We start from the raw sequence: 16258 nt of genomic DNA, 5'->3' as shown, positions 1-16258 counted from the left end.
GCGGGGGCCAGCGGCCTTCTGTCCACTCCATACGCGTCAAACGCCGTTCCGGATGCAGTTACCAGTCCGTGGGCGCGTAATCCTTCAGGAACTGACCCCAGACATGCTCGCCGGTGTTGATGCCGTGGATGATCGGATCGACGATGCGCGCAGCGCCATCGACGATATCCAGCGGCGGGTGGAAGCGCTCTTCCTTGACCTTCTTGGCCGCGATATCCGCCGGATCCTCGTCGGTCACCCAGCCGGTGTCGACGCTGTTCATGTGGATGCCGTCGTTCTGGTAATCGGCCGCCGAGGTGCGCGTCATCATGTTCAGCGCGGCCTTGGCCATGTTGGTATGCGGGTGGCGGGTGGTCTTGAAGTTGCGGTAGAACTGCCCCTCCATCGCCGAGACGTTGACGATGTGCTTGTCGCGTCCCGGCGTGCGCAGCATCAGCGGCTTCAGGCGCGCATTGATGATGAACGGCGCGATGGCGTTGACCAGCTGGGTTTCCAGCAGTTCCACCGAGGGCACTTCGGCCATCAGCATGCGCCAGGAGTTGCGGCCGCGCAGATCGACCTGCTGCAGATCCTGATCCAGGCGCCCATCCGGGAACAGGTGCTGCTGGGCCACCAGCTCATCGTCCAGCAGCGGCACCTGGGACAGCTCGGCCGCACGGGTCAGGCCATTGGCGGCGTTGAAGTCGCGGCCCTGGACCACCGGTAGCGCGGCCGATCCGGTCGTGCCAAGCAGCTCGGCGCTGCGCAGCCCCTCGTAATCGCCGATCAGTCTGCGCTGCGTATCGGGCACTTCATGCAGCGGGGCCGTCTCGCCGGCCATCATGTGGGCGTAGAACTGCGGCGGGCGGCGCACAGTCTGGCAGGCGTTGTTGATGATGAAATCCAGCCGCGACCGCGTGGCCAGCAGTTCGTTGCAGAAGGCTTCCACGCTCGGCGTGTGGCGCAGGTCCAGGCCGTAGACCTGCAGGCGGTGAGCCCATTCGGCGAAATCCGGCTCTTCGGCGTACCGCGCGGCCGAGTCACGCGGAAAGCGCGTGGTCACGATCAGCTCCGCACCGGCACGCAGCAACTTCAGGCCGGCCTGGTAGCCGATCTTGACCCGCCCACCGGTCAGCAGCGCGACGCGACCGGTGAGGTCGGCGGTCTCGGTGCGTTTGAAGAAGTTCAGCTCGGCGCAGGCCGGGCACATCTGGTCGTAGAAGTGATGCAGCTGGGTGAACTTCTGCTTGCAGACATAGCAGTGGCGCAGCTCGGGCGAATGCACCGGCTCCGGCGTGGCCGCGGCGTTCTCGCCGTTGGAGGCGTCGTGCAGGCCCGCGGCGTGCGGCGGGAAATAGTTCGGGGTGCTGAACACCGGCTTGCGGCGCAGGGCGCGGATGCCGGTCTGCTCCAGCAGTGCCTCCGCCTTGGCCACCTTCTCCTGATGACGCGCCTTGGCCTGCTGCTTCAGCTTCGCCCGGCGGGCCTTCGGCTCGGGGTGGTAGACCTTGGCGACGACCTGGTGAAGGCGGACGCGGTCAGCCTCCGGCAGCGTATCGAGCACGCTGCGGTCGGCTTCGATGGCCTCCAGCAGGTCCAGCGCGGTGCGCAGGCGGTCGGTCAGGGGCAGGTCGTCATCGGCAAGGGGCAGGGCGGTGGTGTTCAATTCGGATCCGGAAAAGCGGCAGGAAGGCAGGCATGGACGGCCGCGCAATGGCCGCCTGGGCGGGCATTCGCCGGCAGGCCGGGGCAGACGGTGGGCGGGTATTGTCCCTGATCCTGGGATTTGATGCCGGATCGGATGTTCAGCGGCCGAAAACGCAGGCGCGCCCTGACCGGCCCATGGCCGGCGCACTCAACCGGCCGACAGCGAGGCCTGCAGCGCGGTGGCAAGGGCCGCGTCACCGTTCACCAGGTCCGTCCATTTCAGGCTCAGACCGTTCCGCTTGCCCTTGGGCACCAGCTTCATGCCCTCCGGGTCGATCGTGAGCGTGTAGCTCTCTTCGCCAATAAGGACTTCCCGGCGCAATGGTTTATCGAGCGGCGTCATGACGGGTCAGGGCGTCGGCGGCGACGCGTGTTTCGGCTCCGCGGAGGTCTCGGTGCCATGGCCGGAGTCCTGCTCTTCGGAAGCCGCCGTGCCACTGCCGCCCCCAGGCACGTTGCGGGCGGACGCGTCGTCCGCGGGCGCGGTGGCCGCTGCAGGCTGCTCGATCGCATCGGCATGCTTGCCTTGCTCGGTACGCTCGCCCTGGCTGCAGGCCGAGAGCGCGAGCGCCGCGACGGCACTCAACAACACGATTCGCATGGCGATTCTCCGGCGGTGATGACGAACCCGGGTTGTAGCGCCGACCCTGTTGGCGATGCGTGATCACCCCGATGATCACTCTGTGATGACAAGCGCATGGAGTACCCTTGCCGCCGTCGATGCTTAGCTGTTCCGTGGTCTACGGGCGGGGAGCCGGCGTGTTACGGAGCAGAGTTCACATCATGAGTATTCCCGAGGGATTGGACGAGAATCGGCGGGCGCAGGGCCTCACACGAAGAGGCTTCCTGCTTGCGGTTGGTTCGGCTTCCCTGCTCGCGGCCTGCGGTGACAAAGCGCCCCCAGTGGCCACCGCTGCTGCGACGCCCCCTGCGGCCAAGGCCGATACCGCCTTCCTCGACCTCTCCCATGCCCTCACCGGCAAGACCGATCTGGATCCGGCCACGGCCGACCGGATCGAAAAGGCGTTCGCCCAACTTCAGCCCGAGCTGCATGCGCACTTCCCCGCCCTCGCCACGCTGGCAGGGCAGGTGAGTGGTGCCACTGCGCTGGTCGCCGCCGCGGGCGAGGCCAGGCCCGCAGCGCTGGCGATCATTACCGCGTGGTACACCGGCACCGTGGGCAAGGGCGTGCATGCCGTGACCGTGTCCTATCGCGATGCGCTCATGCAGCGCTGCGTGGACGACGGCCTCTCCCCCCCGACCTACGTCCAGGGCGGACCCGCCTGGTGGACCGCCGCGCCGCCGGCCCCGATTCGAGCCCACGCATAAGCCTGCGCGGTCCTCTTACACTTTTCACAGCTCTGGAATCCCTCTCATGAAAGCTCCGGTTTTCCGTGATGGCGACGCCGATGCCGACGTCGTGATCGTCGGTTCGGGCGTCGTCGGTGCGTTGATCGCCCACCAGCTGGTGCGTGCCGGCAAATCCGTCCTGGTCCTGGAGGCCGGCCCGCGCTTGAACCGTTCCGATGTGGTCGAGAACTGGCGCAACGCCAGCTTCGAACGGCGCATCGGCAGCGACTTCCAGGGGCCGTATCCGCAATCGAAGTTCGCGACGGCACCCCTGTATTTTCCCGCCAACGATTACGTCGGCCTGACCGGCCCCGATGCCAGCAGCTTCCACCAGGGCTTCATCAAGGCGGTGGGCGGCACCACCTGGCACTGGGCGGCCTCCTGCTGGCGCCATCTGCCCGTCGACTTCAAGATGCAGTCCGCGTACGGCGTCGGCCGCGATTGGCCGATCAGCTACGAGGACATCGAGCCGTATTACTGCCGCGCCGAAGAAGCCATGGGTGTCTCCGGGCCGAACGATCCGGCGCAGCAGAGCCCATCGGAACGCTCCAAGCCCTACCTGGCCGACATGATTCCCTGGGGCAACGGTGACAAGGTATTCGCCGAGGTGGTCAATCCGCACGGCTACAACCTGGTGCCGATCCCGCAGGGGCGCATGATCAAGCCCTGGAACGATCGCCCCGCCTGCTGTGGCAACAACAACTGCCAGCCGATCTGCCCGATCGGGGCGATGTACAACGGCGTGCATACCGTCGAGGCCGCCGAGGCACTGGGCGCCAAGGTGCTGGCCGAAGCCGTGGCGTACAGAATCGACACCGACGCGCAGAACCGGGTCACCGCCATCCACTGGTATGACAGCGACAAGGTCAGCCACAAGGCCACCGGCCGCAGTTTCGTGATCGCCTGCAATGCGCTGGAGACGCCGCGCCTGCTGCTGCTCGCGGCCAACGAACAGAACCCGAACGGCATCGCCAATTCGTCCGACCAGGTCGGGCGCAACATGCTGGACCACTCCGGCTTCCACTGCTCGTTCATTGCCGATCGGCCGATCTGGCTGGGGCGCGGGCCGGCGCAGTCCAGCTGCATGGTCGGGCCGCGCGACGGCGCGTTCCGCTCGGAGTACTCGGCCACCAAGATCATCCTCAACAACATCAGCCGCGTGGCGATCGCCACCGACCAGGCGCTGAAGATGGGGCTGGCCGGTGAGGCGCTGGACGCGGAAATCCGCCGCCGCGCGATCTACGGGGTGGACCTGTCGATCAGCCTCGAGCCGCTGCCCGACCCGACCAACCGGCTGACGCTGTCCAAGACCCGGGTCGACGGCCACGGCCTGGCCTGCCCGGACATCCATTACTCGCTGGGCGATTACGCGCGCAAGGGGTACGACAGATCGTGCGAGCAGCTGCGGCACATCGGCACGCTGTTCAATGCGGAAGAGTTCGTGATCACCACGGCGCTCAACGCAAACAACCACATCATGGGCTCGACCATCATGGGCGCCGATCCGCGTGACTCGGTGGTCGACGGCGATTGCCGCGCGCATGATCACCCGAACCTGTGGCTGCCGGGCGGCAGCGCGATGGTCTCGGCCAGTGTGGTCAACAGCACCCTGACCATGGCCGCGCTGGCCCTGCGCGCGGCCGATGCCATCGAGCGTGCGGCATGAAGACCCTCCTGCTCATCACGATGACTTTGCTGGGTGGCATCAGCCAGGCCGTGCGCGCCGACGATACGGTGGAGCGCGGGCGCTACCTGTCCGTGGCGGCGGATTGCGTGGCCTGCCATACCAGCCCGAAGCAGGGCAAGCCGTATGCGGGCGGCTACGCGATCGCCTCGCCGCTGGGCGAGATCTGGGCCAGCAACATCACCCCCTCCAAGAGCCACGGCATCGGCACTTACAGCGAGGCCGATTTTGCCAAGGCGGTCCGCGAGGGCGTGCGCAAGGACGGTGCCCATCTGTATCCGGCGATGCCGTACACCTCGTATGCCAAGCTGACCGACGAGGACATCCACGCGCTCTACGTGTATTTCATGCAGGCGGTGGCGCCGGTCGACGAGGAGGCCCACGCGACCGAACTGCCATTCCCCTTCAGCGTCCGCTCGTCCATGGCGGTGTGGAATCTGCTGTTCCTGGACAAGAAACCCTTCCAGCCCGATCCAGCAAAAGACGCGCAGTGGAATCGCGGCGCGTATCTGGTGGAAGGGCTGGCGCACTGCTCGAGCTGCCACAGTCCGCGCGGATTGATGATGCAGGAAGTGGGCGGCAAGGCGTTCGCTGGCGGCTCGCTGGGCGACTGGTACGCGCCGAACATCACCTCGCATCCGATCAGTGGCATCGGCGGCTGGACCGATGACGAGCTCGCCCAGTACCTGAAAACCGGCCGTGTGGCCGGCAAGGGACAGGCGGGCGGTGGCATGGCCGAGGCGGTGACCAACAGCCTCTCCAGACTGCGCGATGAGGACATCCGTGCCATCGTGACCTACCTGCGCACCGTGCCGGCGGTGGCGGACAAGGACGCCACCCGTGCTGCCTTCGCCTGGGGCGATGCCGCCAGGACACCGGGCGAGCAGGCGGTTCGTGGCACGGACGCCCCCCTCGCGTCCGGTGCGGTGCTGTACTCCGGCCTCTGCGCAAGCTGCCACGGTTCGCGAGGCGAGGGCAGCCAGGACGGCTACTACCCGTCGCTGATCCACAACAGCACCGTGGGCATGGCCCGTCCACAGAATCTCGTGGCCACCATCATCGGCGGCATCGACCGCGAAGTGGATGGCGAGCACGTGCTGATGCCGCATTTCTCGGAAGGCTCGTTCGTCCAGGCCCTGAGCGATGCCGACGTCGCGGCCGTCGCGAGCTACGTGCGGACGAGCTTCGGCCCCGGCGACCAGGTTACGGAAGCCCAGGTCGCGCTGATCCGCGACGGCGGCGAAAAGCCGCTACTGGCCAAGATCGCACGCCTGTGGCTGCCGCTGCTCATCCTGGGGCTTGCGGCCTTGATAGGCGTGATCCTGCTGCTGCGACGCGCCTGGAAGAAACGCACGCAGCGGAGGGCCTCGGCATGAAGCGCACGTCTCTCCTGGCCAGCCTCGCGCTGGCGGCAGTCGCGGCCAGCGTGCCGGCGTGGGCAGCCGACCCGGACGCCCCGAAACCCAAACCCGTCGACACCATTGCCCAGACGCCGCTCAGTGCTGAGTGGGCGGCCCGGATCTGGCTGCAGGACCGTGGCGTGACGCCGAGCGCCCGCATCGTGATCGCCACGGGTGTCAACAGCGATGGCTACAAAGGGACCGGCTGGTCCACCGCCGAGCACGTCGATGTTGGCGCCCTGATCGATACCGGCAAGGCCTTCGGCTTCGACGGCACGATGCGCGTGGTGCTCTCCGACCGGTTCGGCAATGCGGTCAATGACCGTTCGACCGGCTCCTATGTGCAGAACCAGGCCTTCTATGGCCAGGGGCAGAACCTGCGCTTCAACGAGCTCTCCTACGAGCGGTGGCTGCTGGACAAGCGGCTGAGCCTGAAGGGTGGGTTCTACTCGATGGGCAACGACTTCGGTGGCTTGCCGTACACCTGCAATTTCAACAACAACGGCCAATGCGGCCATCCGCTGGGACCGATCTACAGTTCCGGCTGGCTGGACAATCCGACCGGCCAGTGGGGCCTGCGGGTGAAGTGGGCCGATCCCTCGGGCTGGTACGCGCAGACCGGCATCTACGATGTCGTTCCGATGCGCAAGCAGGCCAACAGCGGGTTCCGCGTTTCCGATCGTGGCAAGACCGGCCTGTTCCTGCCCGTGGAAGTGGGCTACAGCCACGGCAACACCGGGGAGCACTACGGCGGCACCTACAAGATCGGCTATTACCTGGATACGTCCAACGCGGATGACATCGGCAATCCGGCCGCACCGCGCGCGTCCCATCGCAGCGGCTCGTACATCCAGCTGGCGCAGCGCGTCCTGAAGCCCGAGGGCGACACGGTGCGCGGGCTGTCGGTGTTCGGGGTGGCGACACGTGCGGATGCCAGGACCGGCCTGATACGGTACTCGTGGGAAGCCGGACTGAGCTGGCGCGGCGTGGTGGCATCGCGCGAGGATGATGTCCTCAGCCTGGCGTGGACCCGCCTGGATATTTCCGATCGGCTCGCCCAGTACCAGCGCATCACCGGCAAGGACGTGCAGAGCAACGAGCAGTTCGTTGAACTGAACTACGGCGTGCAGGTCACGCCGTGGCTGATCCTGCGGCCCGCGGTGCAGTACGTCGCGCGCCCCGGGGCGTATGAGAGCCGGCCGGACAGCTGGGTGTTCACGCTGCAGGCGCAGGCGACGCTGTGAGGGTCCAAGGCAGGGCGTCCGTCTTGCGGGCGCTCTGCCTCGCGGCAGTGCAGCTTGCCACCTTCGCGGCGTGCAAAACCGGCGGTGAGTGAGGGTCGCTACACTATGCGCCCACAGACAGGACCCTCCCCGTTGAATCCCCGCACTCTGACCTCCGCGCTGCTTCTGGCAGTCATCGGACTCGCTTACGCGCCGATGGCGCTGGCCTCGAACCCCGCCCGCACCTCGGTCCCCACCCGGTCGCAGATCAATCAGGCGCTGAAGCTGGTCAACTGCAAGGCTGATCGCAAGGCCTTCAGGACGCTGGCGTTCGCCATGCGCGACGTTCAAGACAGCGGGGAAGCGAAGGCGGGCTGGCAACCGATCGCCACGGAAGGTGAGGCCGATGGCATGCCGCCGGGCAACATGATGGGTGTCATCGCGGAAATGCGGCTGCCGGCCCCTGTGCGCGTCTTCGGTCATGAGACCACCCGGTTGATCCTGTCGCGCATGTCCATCGTCGCGGCCTTCGATGATCCGGGCGTTGCCAGGGAACTCACCGGGACGCTGGAACTGGAGGGCCGGGGAGCAGAGGCATCGCCGGGCGGGATGCGAGTGGTCCAAACCGCGCCCGAGGAGCACGGTGATGGCATCGAGGTCATCGCGCTGGTAGCGGATCGGATCGAGAGCGACCCGTCGCCGATCTCAGTCGCCGGCTGCCTTTACACCACCCGATGACGCCGGCCGCCTCGCCAGTGCCTCCTCGACGCGCTGCTGCAGCACCTTGACGTCGAAGGGCTTGCTCACGAACGGCACCAGTTGATGCGCGCGTGGCACGACCTGGTAATACACCGCCGAGGCGAACAGGAAGGGCGTTCCCAGGGCCGCGAGGCGGTCTGCCACGGGGAACACCGGCCCGTCCCGGAGCTCGACATCCAGAATGGCGGCATCGAAGCGCTGGTGGGCGATGACGCTGAGCGCATCGCTCACGGAATAGGCGGGAATCGCCGTATGACCCGACTCGTTCAGCACTTCGATGAACAGCCGGGAGAGCTCGATCTCGTCTTCGACGACCAGTACGGTACGACCAGCAGAGGCAACAGCAGAACGGTTCATGGGGGCGGGGGCGGAAAAAGAGACAGGCATGGTCTGCCTTCGGGTGTCAACGACGGGCCAAGGCCGTTTTCCTGTTTGTTGACACGGGTCCGGCCGGTGCCTGATGCGTCCCCCGGGCGCTACGGTTGTAAAATGACCTCCCGTTGATGCCGCCGAGGCCCATCCCGATGCCCTACACCAACCGCGACGCGATACAGCGGTTGCGCGAGCAGATTCCCTCGTTCCGCTGCGTGGTGGGATGCCACGACTGCTGTGGCCCGGTCACCGCCTCCAGCGAGGAAGTGGCGCGCCTGCCGGTCAAGAGCGATGCCGAGCATGCCGCCGCGCTGGCCGAGCTGAGCTGCCCGTATCTGGGCAAGAACGGCTGCGAGGTCTACGAAGAGCGGCCGTTGATCTGCCGCATGTTCGGCACCACGCCGACGCTTCGCTGCCCCAATGGCCAGCGGCCGGTGTACATGCTGGACGAGGCGGTCGAGAAGGAGATCCATCAGTTCCTGCGCAGTACCCGGCAGGTGCTGATCTAGCCGGCAGCGGACCCCGGCGCGGCTCCCATCAGTTTGACCGGCGTGCGCCGAGGCGCCACACCGCCAGGCCGCCATACAGGACCAGCAGCGCCATCAGCGTCCACAGTTCGTGACTGACTTCGCCCAGGCTCGCGTCCATCTGGTTCAGGCGGACCATCAGGTTGATGCCGGGCGTGGTGGGCAGCAGGTGGGCCAGTGCCACCAGCGCAGGCGGCGAGGTGACCGCCGGCCAGGACAGGTTGGCCAGGAAGAACAGCGGGATCGAGCAGGCGATGACCACCTGGAACGCACGCTCGCGGGTGGCGAAGAAGCTGCCGACGAACAGCCCGAACGCCACGGTGGCGGCGATGAACAACGTGCCGCCCAGCAACTGGCCGATGGGATTGCCGCCGCGCGGATAGTCCTGCACCCAGGCGGTGAATCCCGCGTAGTAGAGCAGCCCGAGCAGGCCGATCGTGCCGAAGCCCACCGCCATGCCGGCCAGCGTCGGCAGGTCGAAGCGCAGGCGGCGGCCCAGCGCCAGCCGACGGGCGCCAAGCAGCACGCCGATGCCCATGAGCAGGGTCTGATGCACGATCAGCTCGGCCACGCCGGGCACGATGGCACTGCCGTAGCCCTCCTGGGTGTTGAACAGCGGGCGCTGCACCAGGGTGATCGGCGGGGCCTGTGGCGCGCCCATGAACGCCGCCTGGGACACCGCCGCCTCGCGGGCGAAGGCGGTCAGGGCATCGGCCACGCCGCCCAGCACCCAACTGGCGCGGCCCAGGTATGCCCCGTTGCCCATCAGCAGCAGGTAGCCATGGCCGCCGCGCAGGATGTCGCGCTCGAGGTTGGCCGGGATCAGCAGGATGCCCTCGGCCCGGCCGGCCTCCATCTCTTCGCGCGCCTGGTCGACGCTGGCCGGCTGGTCGACGATGCGGACCGTGCGCAGGGCATCGACCCGGCGCAGCAGTTCCCGGTTGGTGGCGCTCTGGTCATGGTCGACCACCACGATGGGCAGATTGCTGGCCACCTGGTGGCGGTAGGCGGCGGGGTAGAAGAACGAGTAGAGCACCACCGCGCCCACCATCAGCACCACCGCATAGCGGTCGGTGAGTACCGTGCGCAGGGTCAAGCGCAGGCTGGTGGTGAAACGTTTCATGCGCCGGCCTCGTTCTGCGCAGCCGGGGGTAGCGGATCGGGGCTGCGGGCGGCGGCGATCAAGCGCCAGCCACCGATGCCGCCGGCCACGATCACCATCAACAGCAAGGTGCCCAACGGCCACAGCGAGACGCTCCAGGGCGCGCCGACGAATTGTTGCTGGGTCTGCACCTTCACGTAAGCGGTGAGCGGCAGCAGCACGTTCCAGATCCGGGTGAACAACGGCGCGTCCACCACCGGGAAGGTGGCGCCCGAGAATGCCAAGGCCGTGCCGATGCTCAGGCCGATCGCGGAGAGGGACGTGCCCATGTCGCGGGTGAGCCCGACAAACAGCAGCGCCACCGCCGCACAGGCCAGATAGAACAGCGGCTGGGCCAGCATCAGCAGCAGCGCACTGCCGGCGATGCCGTCGCCGCGGAGCAGGGCCAGGTAGAGCACGCCCAGCGCACCGTAGAGCGAGAACAGCGCGACATACGGCGCGATCTTGCCGGCGATGGCCGCCCACGGCGCGGCGCCCAGCCAGTTGCGCAGGTGACCATCACGGACTTCACGGCCGAGGCTGGCCGCCACGGCAAGCGCGAGCCCCAGCGAGAGGACCGCAGGGAACAGCAACGGCAGCAGGAACAGCTCGTAGCTGCGTGCCGGGTTGTGCAGGATGTCCGATTGCACCGCGATCGGCGGCGCGCGCAGCGTGGCCGGACCCACCTGTTTGGCGATGCGCTCGCCCAGCAGCCGCGCATTCCAGGCGCTGACCGCTTCAACGATATCGCGCACGGCCGACTGACCGGTGGTGAGGTAGGTGGCGTTGTAGTACGCAAACACCGTGCCCTGGCGGCCGCGCAGCGCATTGCGTGTCGCATCGCGCGGTACCAGGACCACTGCGAATACCTCCAGCCGGCGTATCTGTGATTGCGCATCGGCCAGGCTGGACGGCTGGCTGGCCACGCGCACGCCGGGGCTGGCATCGAGCATCCGCGTCAGCTGGCGGCTCTCGGCACTGCGATCGAGGTCGACCACCGCGATCGGAATATCACGCATCACCGAGGCGGCGAACAGCCAAGCCATCACGCCCAGCATCAGCGCCGGGAGCAGGGTGACCAGCAGCAGATCGGCGCGGTCCCGTCGCAGGTGGTGCAGTTCCCGCTGCAGCGAGGCGGTCATGCCCGCCCACACCGGACGGTTCATCCCTGCGGCCACGCGAACAGCACGCTCATCCCCGGTCGGAAGCCTTCGATACGGGCGACCGGGCGCAGCCGGATCTCGAAGCTGCGCACGTCATAGCCGGAGGATTGTCGGGTGGCGCGCCAGGTGGCGTAGTCGCCGGCCGGATTGATGAAATACACCTCGAACTCGGCATCGCGATCCAGCGCGGGCACGCTGCCGCGCAGCCGGCTGCCCACCTTCAGGCCGCGCATCTGCGACTCACGCAGATTCACCGAGACCCACATGTGATCGATGTCGACCAGGGTGAACACCGGGTAGCCGGCCGGCACCAGCTCACCGATGTCGGACATGCGTTTGTTGATCTCGCCCGCCACCGGTGCGCGGCCGTTGACCTCGTCGCGGGCGGCGTTGACTTCGGCCACCGCGCCTTGTGCCTGGCGCACCTGGCCCTGCGCGGCGCGCTTGTCCTGGTCGCGGGCACCCGCCAGCGCCTGGTCGTACTGCGCACGCGCCGCATTGGACAGCTCGCGCGAACTGCGCGCCTGGGCCAGGGCTTCGTCACGTTTCTGCCGCGTCATCACCCCTTCGTTGAACAGGTTCTGTACCCGCTGATAGGTGGCGTCGGCGAGGGTGGCACCGGCCTCGGCGCGTTTCCAGTTGGCCTGCGCGGCGCGGATGTCCTCGCTGCGGGCGCCTTCGTCGGCCTTGTCGGCCACTGCGCGCGCCGCGTCCAGCGCGCCATGCGCCTGTTCTTCCTTGGCGGCGACTTCCGGGCTGTCCAGCACGAACAGCACCTGGCCGGCCTTGACCCGGTCGCCCTCGCGCACCTTCAGCTCGGCCAGCCGCGCGGTGATCTTGGCGGCGACGTTGACAGTGTCGGCGTCGGCCATGCCCTGCAACTGTTCGGCCGGGGTACGCCAGGCCAGCCACAGGCCGACCACCACCACGATCGCCAGCACCAGCACGATGAGGATGCCGATCTTGCGCTTCTTCGGCGGCGGCGCGTCGGCCGGTGCCTGCAATGTGTCATTCATGCGCGATCACCTCGTCGCCGCGGCGGCGGAATTCTTCATATCGATCCATCTGTCCACTGATCTCCAGCAGCTGTGCCAATGCCACGTCATACTGATAGGCCGCCTGCGCGCGTTCGACCTGCGCGCCGCCCAGCCTCAGGCGTGCATCGATCACGTCCAGCGAGGTCGCCTGGCCTTCGCGGAACGCCAGCTCCTGCAGGCGCAGGTTCTCACGGTTCTGTTCGATGCTGCTGTCCAGCAGCAGGTACTGCTGCCGGGCGGTATCCAGTTCGTACCAGGCCTTGCGCACGCCCAGCGTCACCTGGTTCTCTGCCTCGCGCAGGCCTGCTTCGGCCTGTTCCTGCTGCGCGCGGGCGGCGCTGATCTGCGCGGGACGCGAACTGGGCGAGAGGAAGGTGTACTTGAGGCCGATGCCGAACGCCCAGTCCGGATCCGTCAGCATTTCATCGCGACGACGGAAATCGTACTGGCCGAACAGGAAGACGGTGGGCTTGAGCTTGGCCTGCTGCACCCGCACGCCTTGCTCGGCCTGCGCAACCAGGGCGCGCAGCCGCGCGATCTGTGGCTGCCGGGCCTGCGCATCGCGTTCGAACGTGGGCAGCGCTCCGATCGGCGCCCGGTGCACGAACAGGGGCGACAGCGGCCGGACTTCGCCACCACTGCGGAGCAGGGTGGCCAGCGCCGCCTTCAGGGTCTGGAGATCATTGAGCGATTTCTGGTACTCGCGCTCGGCCTTGTCGCGGGCCACGTTGGCCTGCAGGCGCTGGGCGCGGGTGGCAAAGCCTTCGCGCTCCAGTTTCAGCGCATCGTCGAGGTGACGCTGCAGGCCGTCGCGCACGTCACGGCGCACGTCGACCGCCTGTTCCGCCAGGCGCTGGCCGAAATAGGCCTGGGCCAACTGCACGCTCAAGGATTGCCGTTGCGATTCGCGCTCGGCGCTGGCCTGGTCGGTGGCGCCGCCCGCAGCCTGCTGCGCGGCCGGGATCAGGCCGCCCGTGTACAGCGGCAGCACCGCGGTCACCACCGGACGGGTCCGCCAATCGCGCTCGGTGAACTGCAGGGGCGAGTCGATACCGAAGGCCTCAGCGACGGGGGCCAGCGAGCCGAGGGGCAGGGTCAGGGTCTTCTGGAACTGCAGGCGACGCACTTCCCCGGTGATCTCCGGCAGCCGCAGCAGGCGGGTGGCGTCCTGGAGGTCCTGCTTGTTGCGCACCGAGGCATCCGCAGCGGCGAGGGCATCGGACACCTGTTCCAGGCGTTGCTGGGATTGCTGCCAGTCCAGGGCGGGGACCGCGGCGCCGTCCGGTGCGGGCTGGGCGATGGCAGCGCCACTCAACAGAAGCAGGGAAAAACAGGTAACTCCTTTTAACGCGCGCGTTGGCGGCCAATGCCGGCTCACGAGGGGCAGCTCCATGGGGTGTGACGGCAAGAGGGTAGTGTGCGCCGCGTGAAGCACGAGTCTTCACGCGGGCACCTCCTGCGGGTCACACCACCTTGCAGCGCCCGGCCAATCCGGAGAGCGCGATGCCACTGATCATCGCGGTCGGCGCAGCGCAGCCCGCACCAATGATCGTGACGTCAACGCCCGCCGCTTCCGGCGACAGTGCCGTATGCGTGATGCAGTGCTGGGTCATCATCCCGACCAGTCGAATGGCCGAGACGTTCCGGGCGGCGAGTGTTTCGCCCAGCGCAGTGCCGAGGAAGCTGTCGGCCTGATGCTTCTCGATCACTGGACAGCCCTCCAGCGCCTCGGCAATGGCCGGATGCAGTTCCGCGCCCTGGGTTCCTGCGGCCATGAACGAACCATCGCTCGGTGCGATGTGCTGGATGCCCACGACCAGCTCACCGGCCTGCCTGGCCTGCGCGATCACGTCCAACGCTGCAGCCAAGGCCTGTTCGCTGTTTTCCAGCGGGAAGCGGCCGCCTGCGAAGTAGTCGTTCTGGATGTCGACCACGATCAGTGCAGTTTTCATGTTGTGCTCCTTCAGAAGTTCAGGGTTTCGCCATCTTCAGGAATCAGCACGCTGTCCTGGAGTGCTTTCTCACGGACGTAGCGGCGCAGGTCCGCACGGGAGACGGCCATGTGATTCACCGCATCCATGTGGACGGCGACGATCTTCGCCGTCGGCGCCAACGCATGGACACGCGAGGTGTCCTCCACCCCCATGATGATGCCGGTATCGAAGCCCTTGACCCGTGCATCGCCCGTGTTGAGCACGATGACATCGGGGGCATACCGCTTGATCGCGTCCCGTACGTCGCCGGTCCACACGGTGTCGCTAGCAAGGTAGATGGTGGCCTCACCGGTCTTCTGGAACACGAAGCCGGTCACACTGCCGAGCATCGTCGCCATCGGCTCCACCTGGAACATGGCCGCCGAACCGTGCTGTGCGGTGACGCGCGAAATCGTCACGCCGTCGAAAGTGACGTGCGCGGGCAGGATGCGGACGTCAGCGAACCCCTTGCCGCGAAGCAGGGCCGCGTCCGCTTCATGCTGGACGAACATCGGCATCTGCCTCGGGATCAGCGTCTCAGCGGCGGGGTCCCAGTGGTCGAGGTGGGTGTGGGTCAGCAGGACGGCATCCACGTCCTTGAGCACCTGGCCCACATCGAAGGGGAGTTCGACGGTGGGGTTGCGCAGCTCGCTGCGATACGTGTCCGGGAAGCCTGGATAGGCACCCTTGGCGGCCAGCATCGGGTCCACCAGCAGCACGGTATCGCCGTAGGTGATCTTGGCCGTGGCATTGCGGATCTGCTGGATCGAGGTGGTCGTGGATGCCGGGCCTGCGGCGTGTGAGCTGGCCTGGATACCCAGGGCCAACACCGTGGCAAGTGCGAGGGACAGGAGTTTCATGCGTTTCTCTGAGGGTGAGCTAATGGCACCCAGATTGACGCGCGCGCGAACCTATGAATACTGGCCTGAGAGACCAACATCGATGGAATCGGGCCATGGCTAGCGACCGTTCATACCCCCCTGCGGTCACGCCGCTGCAGGTCGTTGTGCTGGCGCCCGAGGGCGTCAGCGCGTTCCATCTGTCCGTGCCGCTGATGATCTTCGACATCCAGCCGGAGGGTCAGACCTTGTTCCACCTGCGCATCGCCGCAGAACGCACGGACGTCATTTTATCGGGCGGGCAGGTAGGTGTAACGCCCCACGGGGGGCTGGAACTGCTTGACCAGGCAGATGTAGTGATCGTCCCGGGGTGGGCGGATCTGCACCTCGCCCCGAGCGCGGGCCTGACCGACCGGCTGATCGCAGCACATCGCCGGGGTGCGCATGTCGTCGGTCTCTGCTATGGCGCCTATGCGCTGGCCTATGCAGGATTGCTGGACGGGCACGTGGCCGCAACGCACTGGCTGGCCGAGGCCGATTTCCACGGGCGTTTCCCAGAAGTCAGCCTGGACATGAATGCCCTGTACGTCGATGAAGACCGAATTGTGACGTCGGCCGGCACCGGTGCGGCATTGGACTGCTGCATGTATCTGGTTCGCAAACTCTGTGGCGCGCGCCACGCCAACAGAATCGCCCGCATCATGGTGCTGCCTCCCCATCGCGAGGGCGGCCAGTCCCAATACATCGACCAGCCGATGCCGGCATCGCCGCAGGATGCACTGTTGAGCCGGTTGCTCGACTACATGCGCGAAGACCTGCAGCGGGATCAGTCATTGGATGAACTCGCCGAAAAGGTGGCCATGAGCCGGCGGACGTTTACCCGGCGCTTCCACAAAGCGACCGGCATGACGGTCGGCGGCTGGCTGGATGCCGAACGCCTCCGCAGGGCCAAGGACCTGCTTGAATCCACCTCGCTATCGATCGATCAGGTAGCGGAGCAATCCGGCTTCCGCTCGGCGGTATCGTTCCGCCAGAGCTTCAACCGGGCGTTCCAGGTGAGCCCGCGCGAGTGGCGGCGGGCATTCACGCTCACCGAGTAAGGCA

Annotated in this window: 17 protein-coding genes; 7 read left to right on the top strand and 10 right to left on the bottom strand. The window is 67.0% G+C overall.

Annotation, left to right across the window (positions count from 1 at the left end; translation table 11 throughout):
- Positions 1-58 precede the first annotated feature (58 nt).
- The 3 genes from ABE473_RS01255 to ABE473_RS01245 all read right to left on the bottom strand — a co-directional run bounded on the left by ABE473_RS01255 (position 59) and on the right by ABE473_RS01245 (position 2287).
- Positions 59-1645: an SDR family oxidoreductase gene (locus ABE473_RS01255; RefSeq protein ID WP_346488180.1), complete on the bottom strand. Its 1587-nt coding sequence runs from the start codon at positions 1643-1645 to the stop codon at positions 59-61.
- Between the two features lie 189 nt (positions 1646-1834).
- Positions 1835-2029, bottom strand: coding sequence for a hypothetical protein (locus ABE473_RS01250; RefSeq protein WP_346488179.1), 195 nt, complete (start codon positions 2027-2029; stop codon positions 1835-1837).
- A gap of 6 nt (positions 2030-2035) precedes the next feature.
- Positions 2036-2287 (bottom strand): hypothetical protein, encoded by a 252-nt coding sequence (locus tag ABE473_RS01245; RefSeq protein ID WP_346488178.1) that lies wholly within the window; start codon positions 2285-2287, stop codon positions 2036-2038.
- Between the two features lie 119 nt (positions 2288-2406).
- Here ABE473_RS01245 and ABE473_RS01240 point away from each other — a divergent pair, with 119 nt between their 5' ends.
- The 5 genes from ABE473_RS01240 to ABE473_RS01220 all read left to right on the top strand — a co-directional run bounded on the left by ABE473_RS01240 (position 2407) and on the right by ABE473_RS01220 (position 8081).
- Positions 2407-3015 carry a sugar dehydrogenase complex small subunit gene (locus ABE473_RS01240; protein WP_346488285.1) on the top strand — a complete coding sequence of 203 codons (609 nt, stop codon included), beginning with the start codon at positions 2407-2409 and terminating at the stop codon, positions 3013-3015.
- A gap of 46 nt (positions 3016-3061) precedes the next feature.
- Complete coding sequence (locus tag ABE473_RS01235; protein ID WP_346477310.1) at positions 3062-4702, top strand: GMC family oxidoreductase; 1641 nt, start codon at positions 3062-3064, stop codon at positions 4700-4702.
- Positions 4699-6096 (top strand): cytochrome c, encoded by a 1398-nt coding sequence (locus ABE473_RS01230; RefSeq protein WP_346488177.1) that lies wholly within the window; start codon positions 4699-4701, stop codon positions 6094-6096. Before ABE473_RS01235 ends, ABE473_RS01230 begins: the two co-directional genes overlap by 4 nt.
- A complete protein-coding gene (locus ABE473_RS01225; RefSeq protein WP_346488176.1) occupies positions 6093-7364 on the top strand; it encodes a carbohydrate porin in 1272 nt (423 codons plus the stop codon). The genes ABE473_RS01230 and ABE473_RS01225 overlap by 4 nt, the downstream gene beginning before the upstream one ends.
- Before the next feature lie 132 nt (positions 7365-7496).
- Entirely contained in the window at positions 7497-8081 is a 585-nt protein-coding gene (locus tag ABE473_RS01220; protein ID WP_346488175.1) for a hypothetical protein, read from the top strand.
- Here ABE473_RS01220 and ABE473_RS01215 read toward each other — a convergent pair.
- The gene (locus ABE473_RS01215) at positions 8049-8489 is read right to left on the bottom strand and encodes a response regulator (protein WP_346488174.1); all 441 of its coding nucleotides are present in this window, start codon (positions 8487-8489) and stop codon (positions 8049-8051) included. The two genes, ABE473_RS01220 and ABE473_RS01215, sit on opposite strands and share 33 nt — an antisense overlap.
- A gap of 137 nt (positions 8490-8626) precedes the next feature.
- Here ABE473_RS01215 and ABE473_RS01210 point away from each other — a divergent pair, with 137 nt between their 5' ends.
- Positions 8627-8983, top strand: a complete 357-nt coding sequence (locus tag ABE473_RS01210; RefSeq protein ID WP_176988887.1) for a YkgJ family cysteine cluster protein — start codon at positions 8627-8629, stop codon at positions 8981-8983.
- A 28-nt stretch (positions 8984-9011) separates the two neighbouring features.
- Here ABE473_RS01210 and ABE473_RS01205 read toward each other — a convergent pair whose 3' ends face one another.
- From ABE473_RS01205 to ABE473_RS01180, 6 genes are all read right to left on the bottom strand, one after another.
- Positions 9012-10124, bottom strand: a complete 1113-nt coding sequence (locus ABE473_RS01205; RefSeq protein ID WP_346488173.1) for an ABC transporter permease — start codon at positions 10122-10124, stop codon at positions 9012-9014.
- A complete protein-coding gene (locus ABE473_RS01200; protein ID WP_346488172.1) occupies positions 10121-11308 on the bottom strand; it encodes an ABC transporter permease in 1188 nt (395 codons plus the stop codon). Before ABE473_RS01200 ends, ABE473_RS01205 begins: the two co-directional genes overlap by 4 nt.
- Complete coding sequence (locus ABE473_RS01195; RefSeq protein WP_346488171.1) at positions 11305-12321, bottom strand: efflux RND transporter periplasmic adaptor subunit; 1017 nt, start codon at positions 12319-12321, stop codon at positions 11305-11307. Before ABE473_RS01195 ends, ABE473_RS01200 begins: the two co-directional genes overlap by 4 nt.
- Complete coding sequence (locus ABE473_RS01190) at positions 12314-13720, bottom strand: TolC family protein (protein ID WP_346488170.1); 1407 nt, start codon at positions 13718-13720, stop codon at positions 12314-12316. The genes ABE473_RS01195 and ABE473_RS01190 overlap by 8 nt, the downstream gene beginning before the upstream one ends.
- An 85-nt stretch (positions 13721-13805) precedes the next feature.
- Positions 13806-14294, bottom strand: a complete 489-nt coding sequence (locus ABE473_RS01185; protein WP_346488169.1) for a cysteine hydrolase family protein — start codon at positions 14292-14294, stop codon at positions 13806-13808.
- 11 nt (positions 14295-14305) lie between these two features.
- On the bottom strand, positions 14306-15175 hold the full coding sequence (locus ABE473_RS01180) for an MBL fold metallo-hydrolase (RefSeq protein ID WP_346488168.1): 870 nt from the start codon (positions 15173-15175) through the stop codon (positions 14306-14308).
- A 95-nt stretch (positions 15176-15270) separates the two neighbouring features.
- Here ABE473_RS01180 and ABE473_RS01175 point away from each other — a divergent pair, with 95 nt between their 5' ends.
- On the top strand, positions 15271-16254 hold the full coding sequence (locus ABE473_RS01175) for a helix-turn-helix domain-containing protein (protein WP_346488167.1): 984 nt from the start codon (positions 15271-15273) through the stop codon (positions 16252-16254).
- Positions 16255-16258: the final 4 nt, after the last annotated feature.

The organism is Stenotrophomonas sp. TWI700, assembly GCF_039673645.1.
Taxonomy (GTDB): domain Bacteria; phylum Pseudomonadota; class Gammaproteobacteria; order Xanthomonadales; family Xanthomonadaceae; genus Stenotrophomonas; species Stenotrophomonas maltophilia_AA.
This window is presented reverse-complemented; position numbering and strand designations above follow the sequence as displayed.

Coding starts and splice junctions, on each gene's coding strand:
- ABE473_RS01235 (WP_346477310.1), top strand. CDS start 3,062: ATGAAAGCTCCGGTTTTCCGTGATGGCGACGCCGATGCCGACGTCGTG.
- ABE473_RS01240 (WP_346488285.1), top strand. CDS start 2,407: ATGCTTAGCTGTTCCGTGGTCTACGGGCGGGGAGCCGGCGTGTTACGG.
- ABE473_RS01250 (WP_346488179.1), bottom strand. CDS start 2,029: ATGACGCCGCTCGATAAACCATTGCGCCGGGAAGTCCTTATTGGCGAA.
- ABE473_RS01245 (WP_346488178.1), bottom strand. CDS start 2,287: ATGCGAATCGTGTTGTTGAGTGCCGTCGCGGCGCTCGCGCTCTCGGCC.
- ABE473_RS01225 (WP_346488176.1), top strand. CDS start 6,093: ATGAAGCGCACGTCTCTCCTGGCCAGCCTCGCGCTGGCGGCAGTCGCG.
- ABE473_RS01180 (WP_346488168.1), bottom strand. CDS start 15,175: ATGAAACTCCTGTCCCTCGCACTTGCCACGGTGTTGGCCCTGGGTATC.
- ABE473_RS01200 (WP_346488172.1), bottom strand. CDS start 11,308: ATGAACCGTCCGGTGTGGGCGGGCATGACCGCCTCGCTGCAGCGGGAA.
- ABE473_RS01230 (WP_346488177.1), top strand. CDS start 4,699: ATGAAGACCCTCCTGCTCATCACGATGACTTTGCTGGGTGGCATCAGC.
- ABE473_RS01185 (WP_346488169.1), bottom strand. CDS start 14,294: ATGAAAACTGCACTGATCGTGGTCGACATCCAGAACGACTACTTCGCA.
- ABE473_RS01175 (WP_346488167.1), top strand. CDS start 15,271: ATGGCTAGCGACCGTTCATACCCCCCTGCGGTCACGCCGCTGCAGGTC.
- ABE473_RS01210 (WP_176988887.1), top strand. CDS start 8,627: ATGCCCTACACCAACCGCGACGCGATACAGCGGTTGCGCGAGCAGATT.
- ABE473_RS01215 (WP_346488174.1), bottom strand. CDS start 8,489: ATGCCTGTCTCTTTTTCCGCCCCCGCCCCCATGAACCGTTCTGCTGTT.
- ABE473_RS01195 (WP_346488171.1), bottom strand. CDS start 12,321: ATGAATGACACATTGCAGGCACCGGCCGACGCGCCGCCGCCGAAGAAG.
- ABE473_RS01205 (WP_346488173.1), bottom strand. CDS start 10,124: ATGAAACGTTTCACCACCAGCCTGCGCTTGACCCTGCGCACGGTACTC.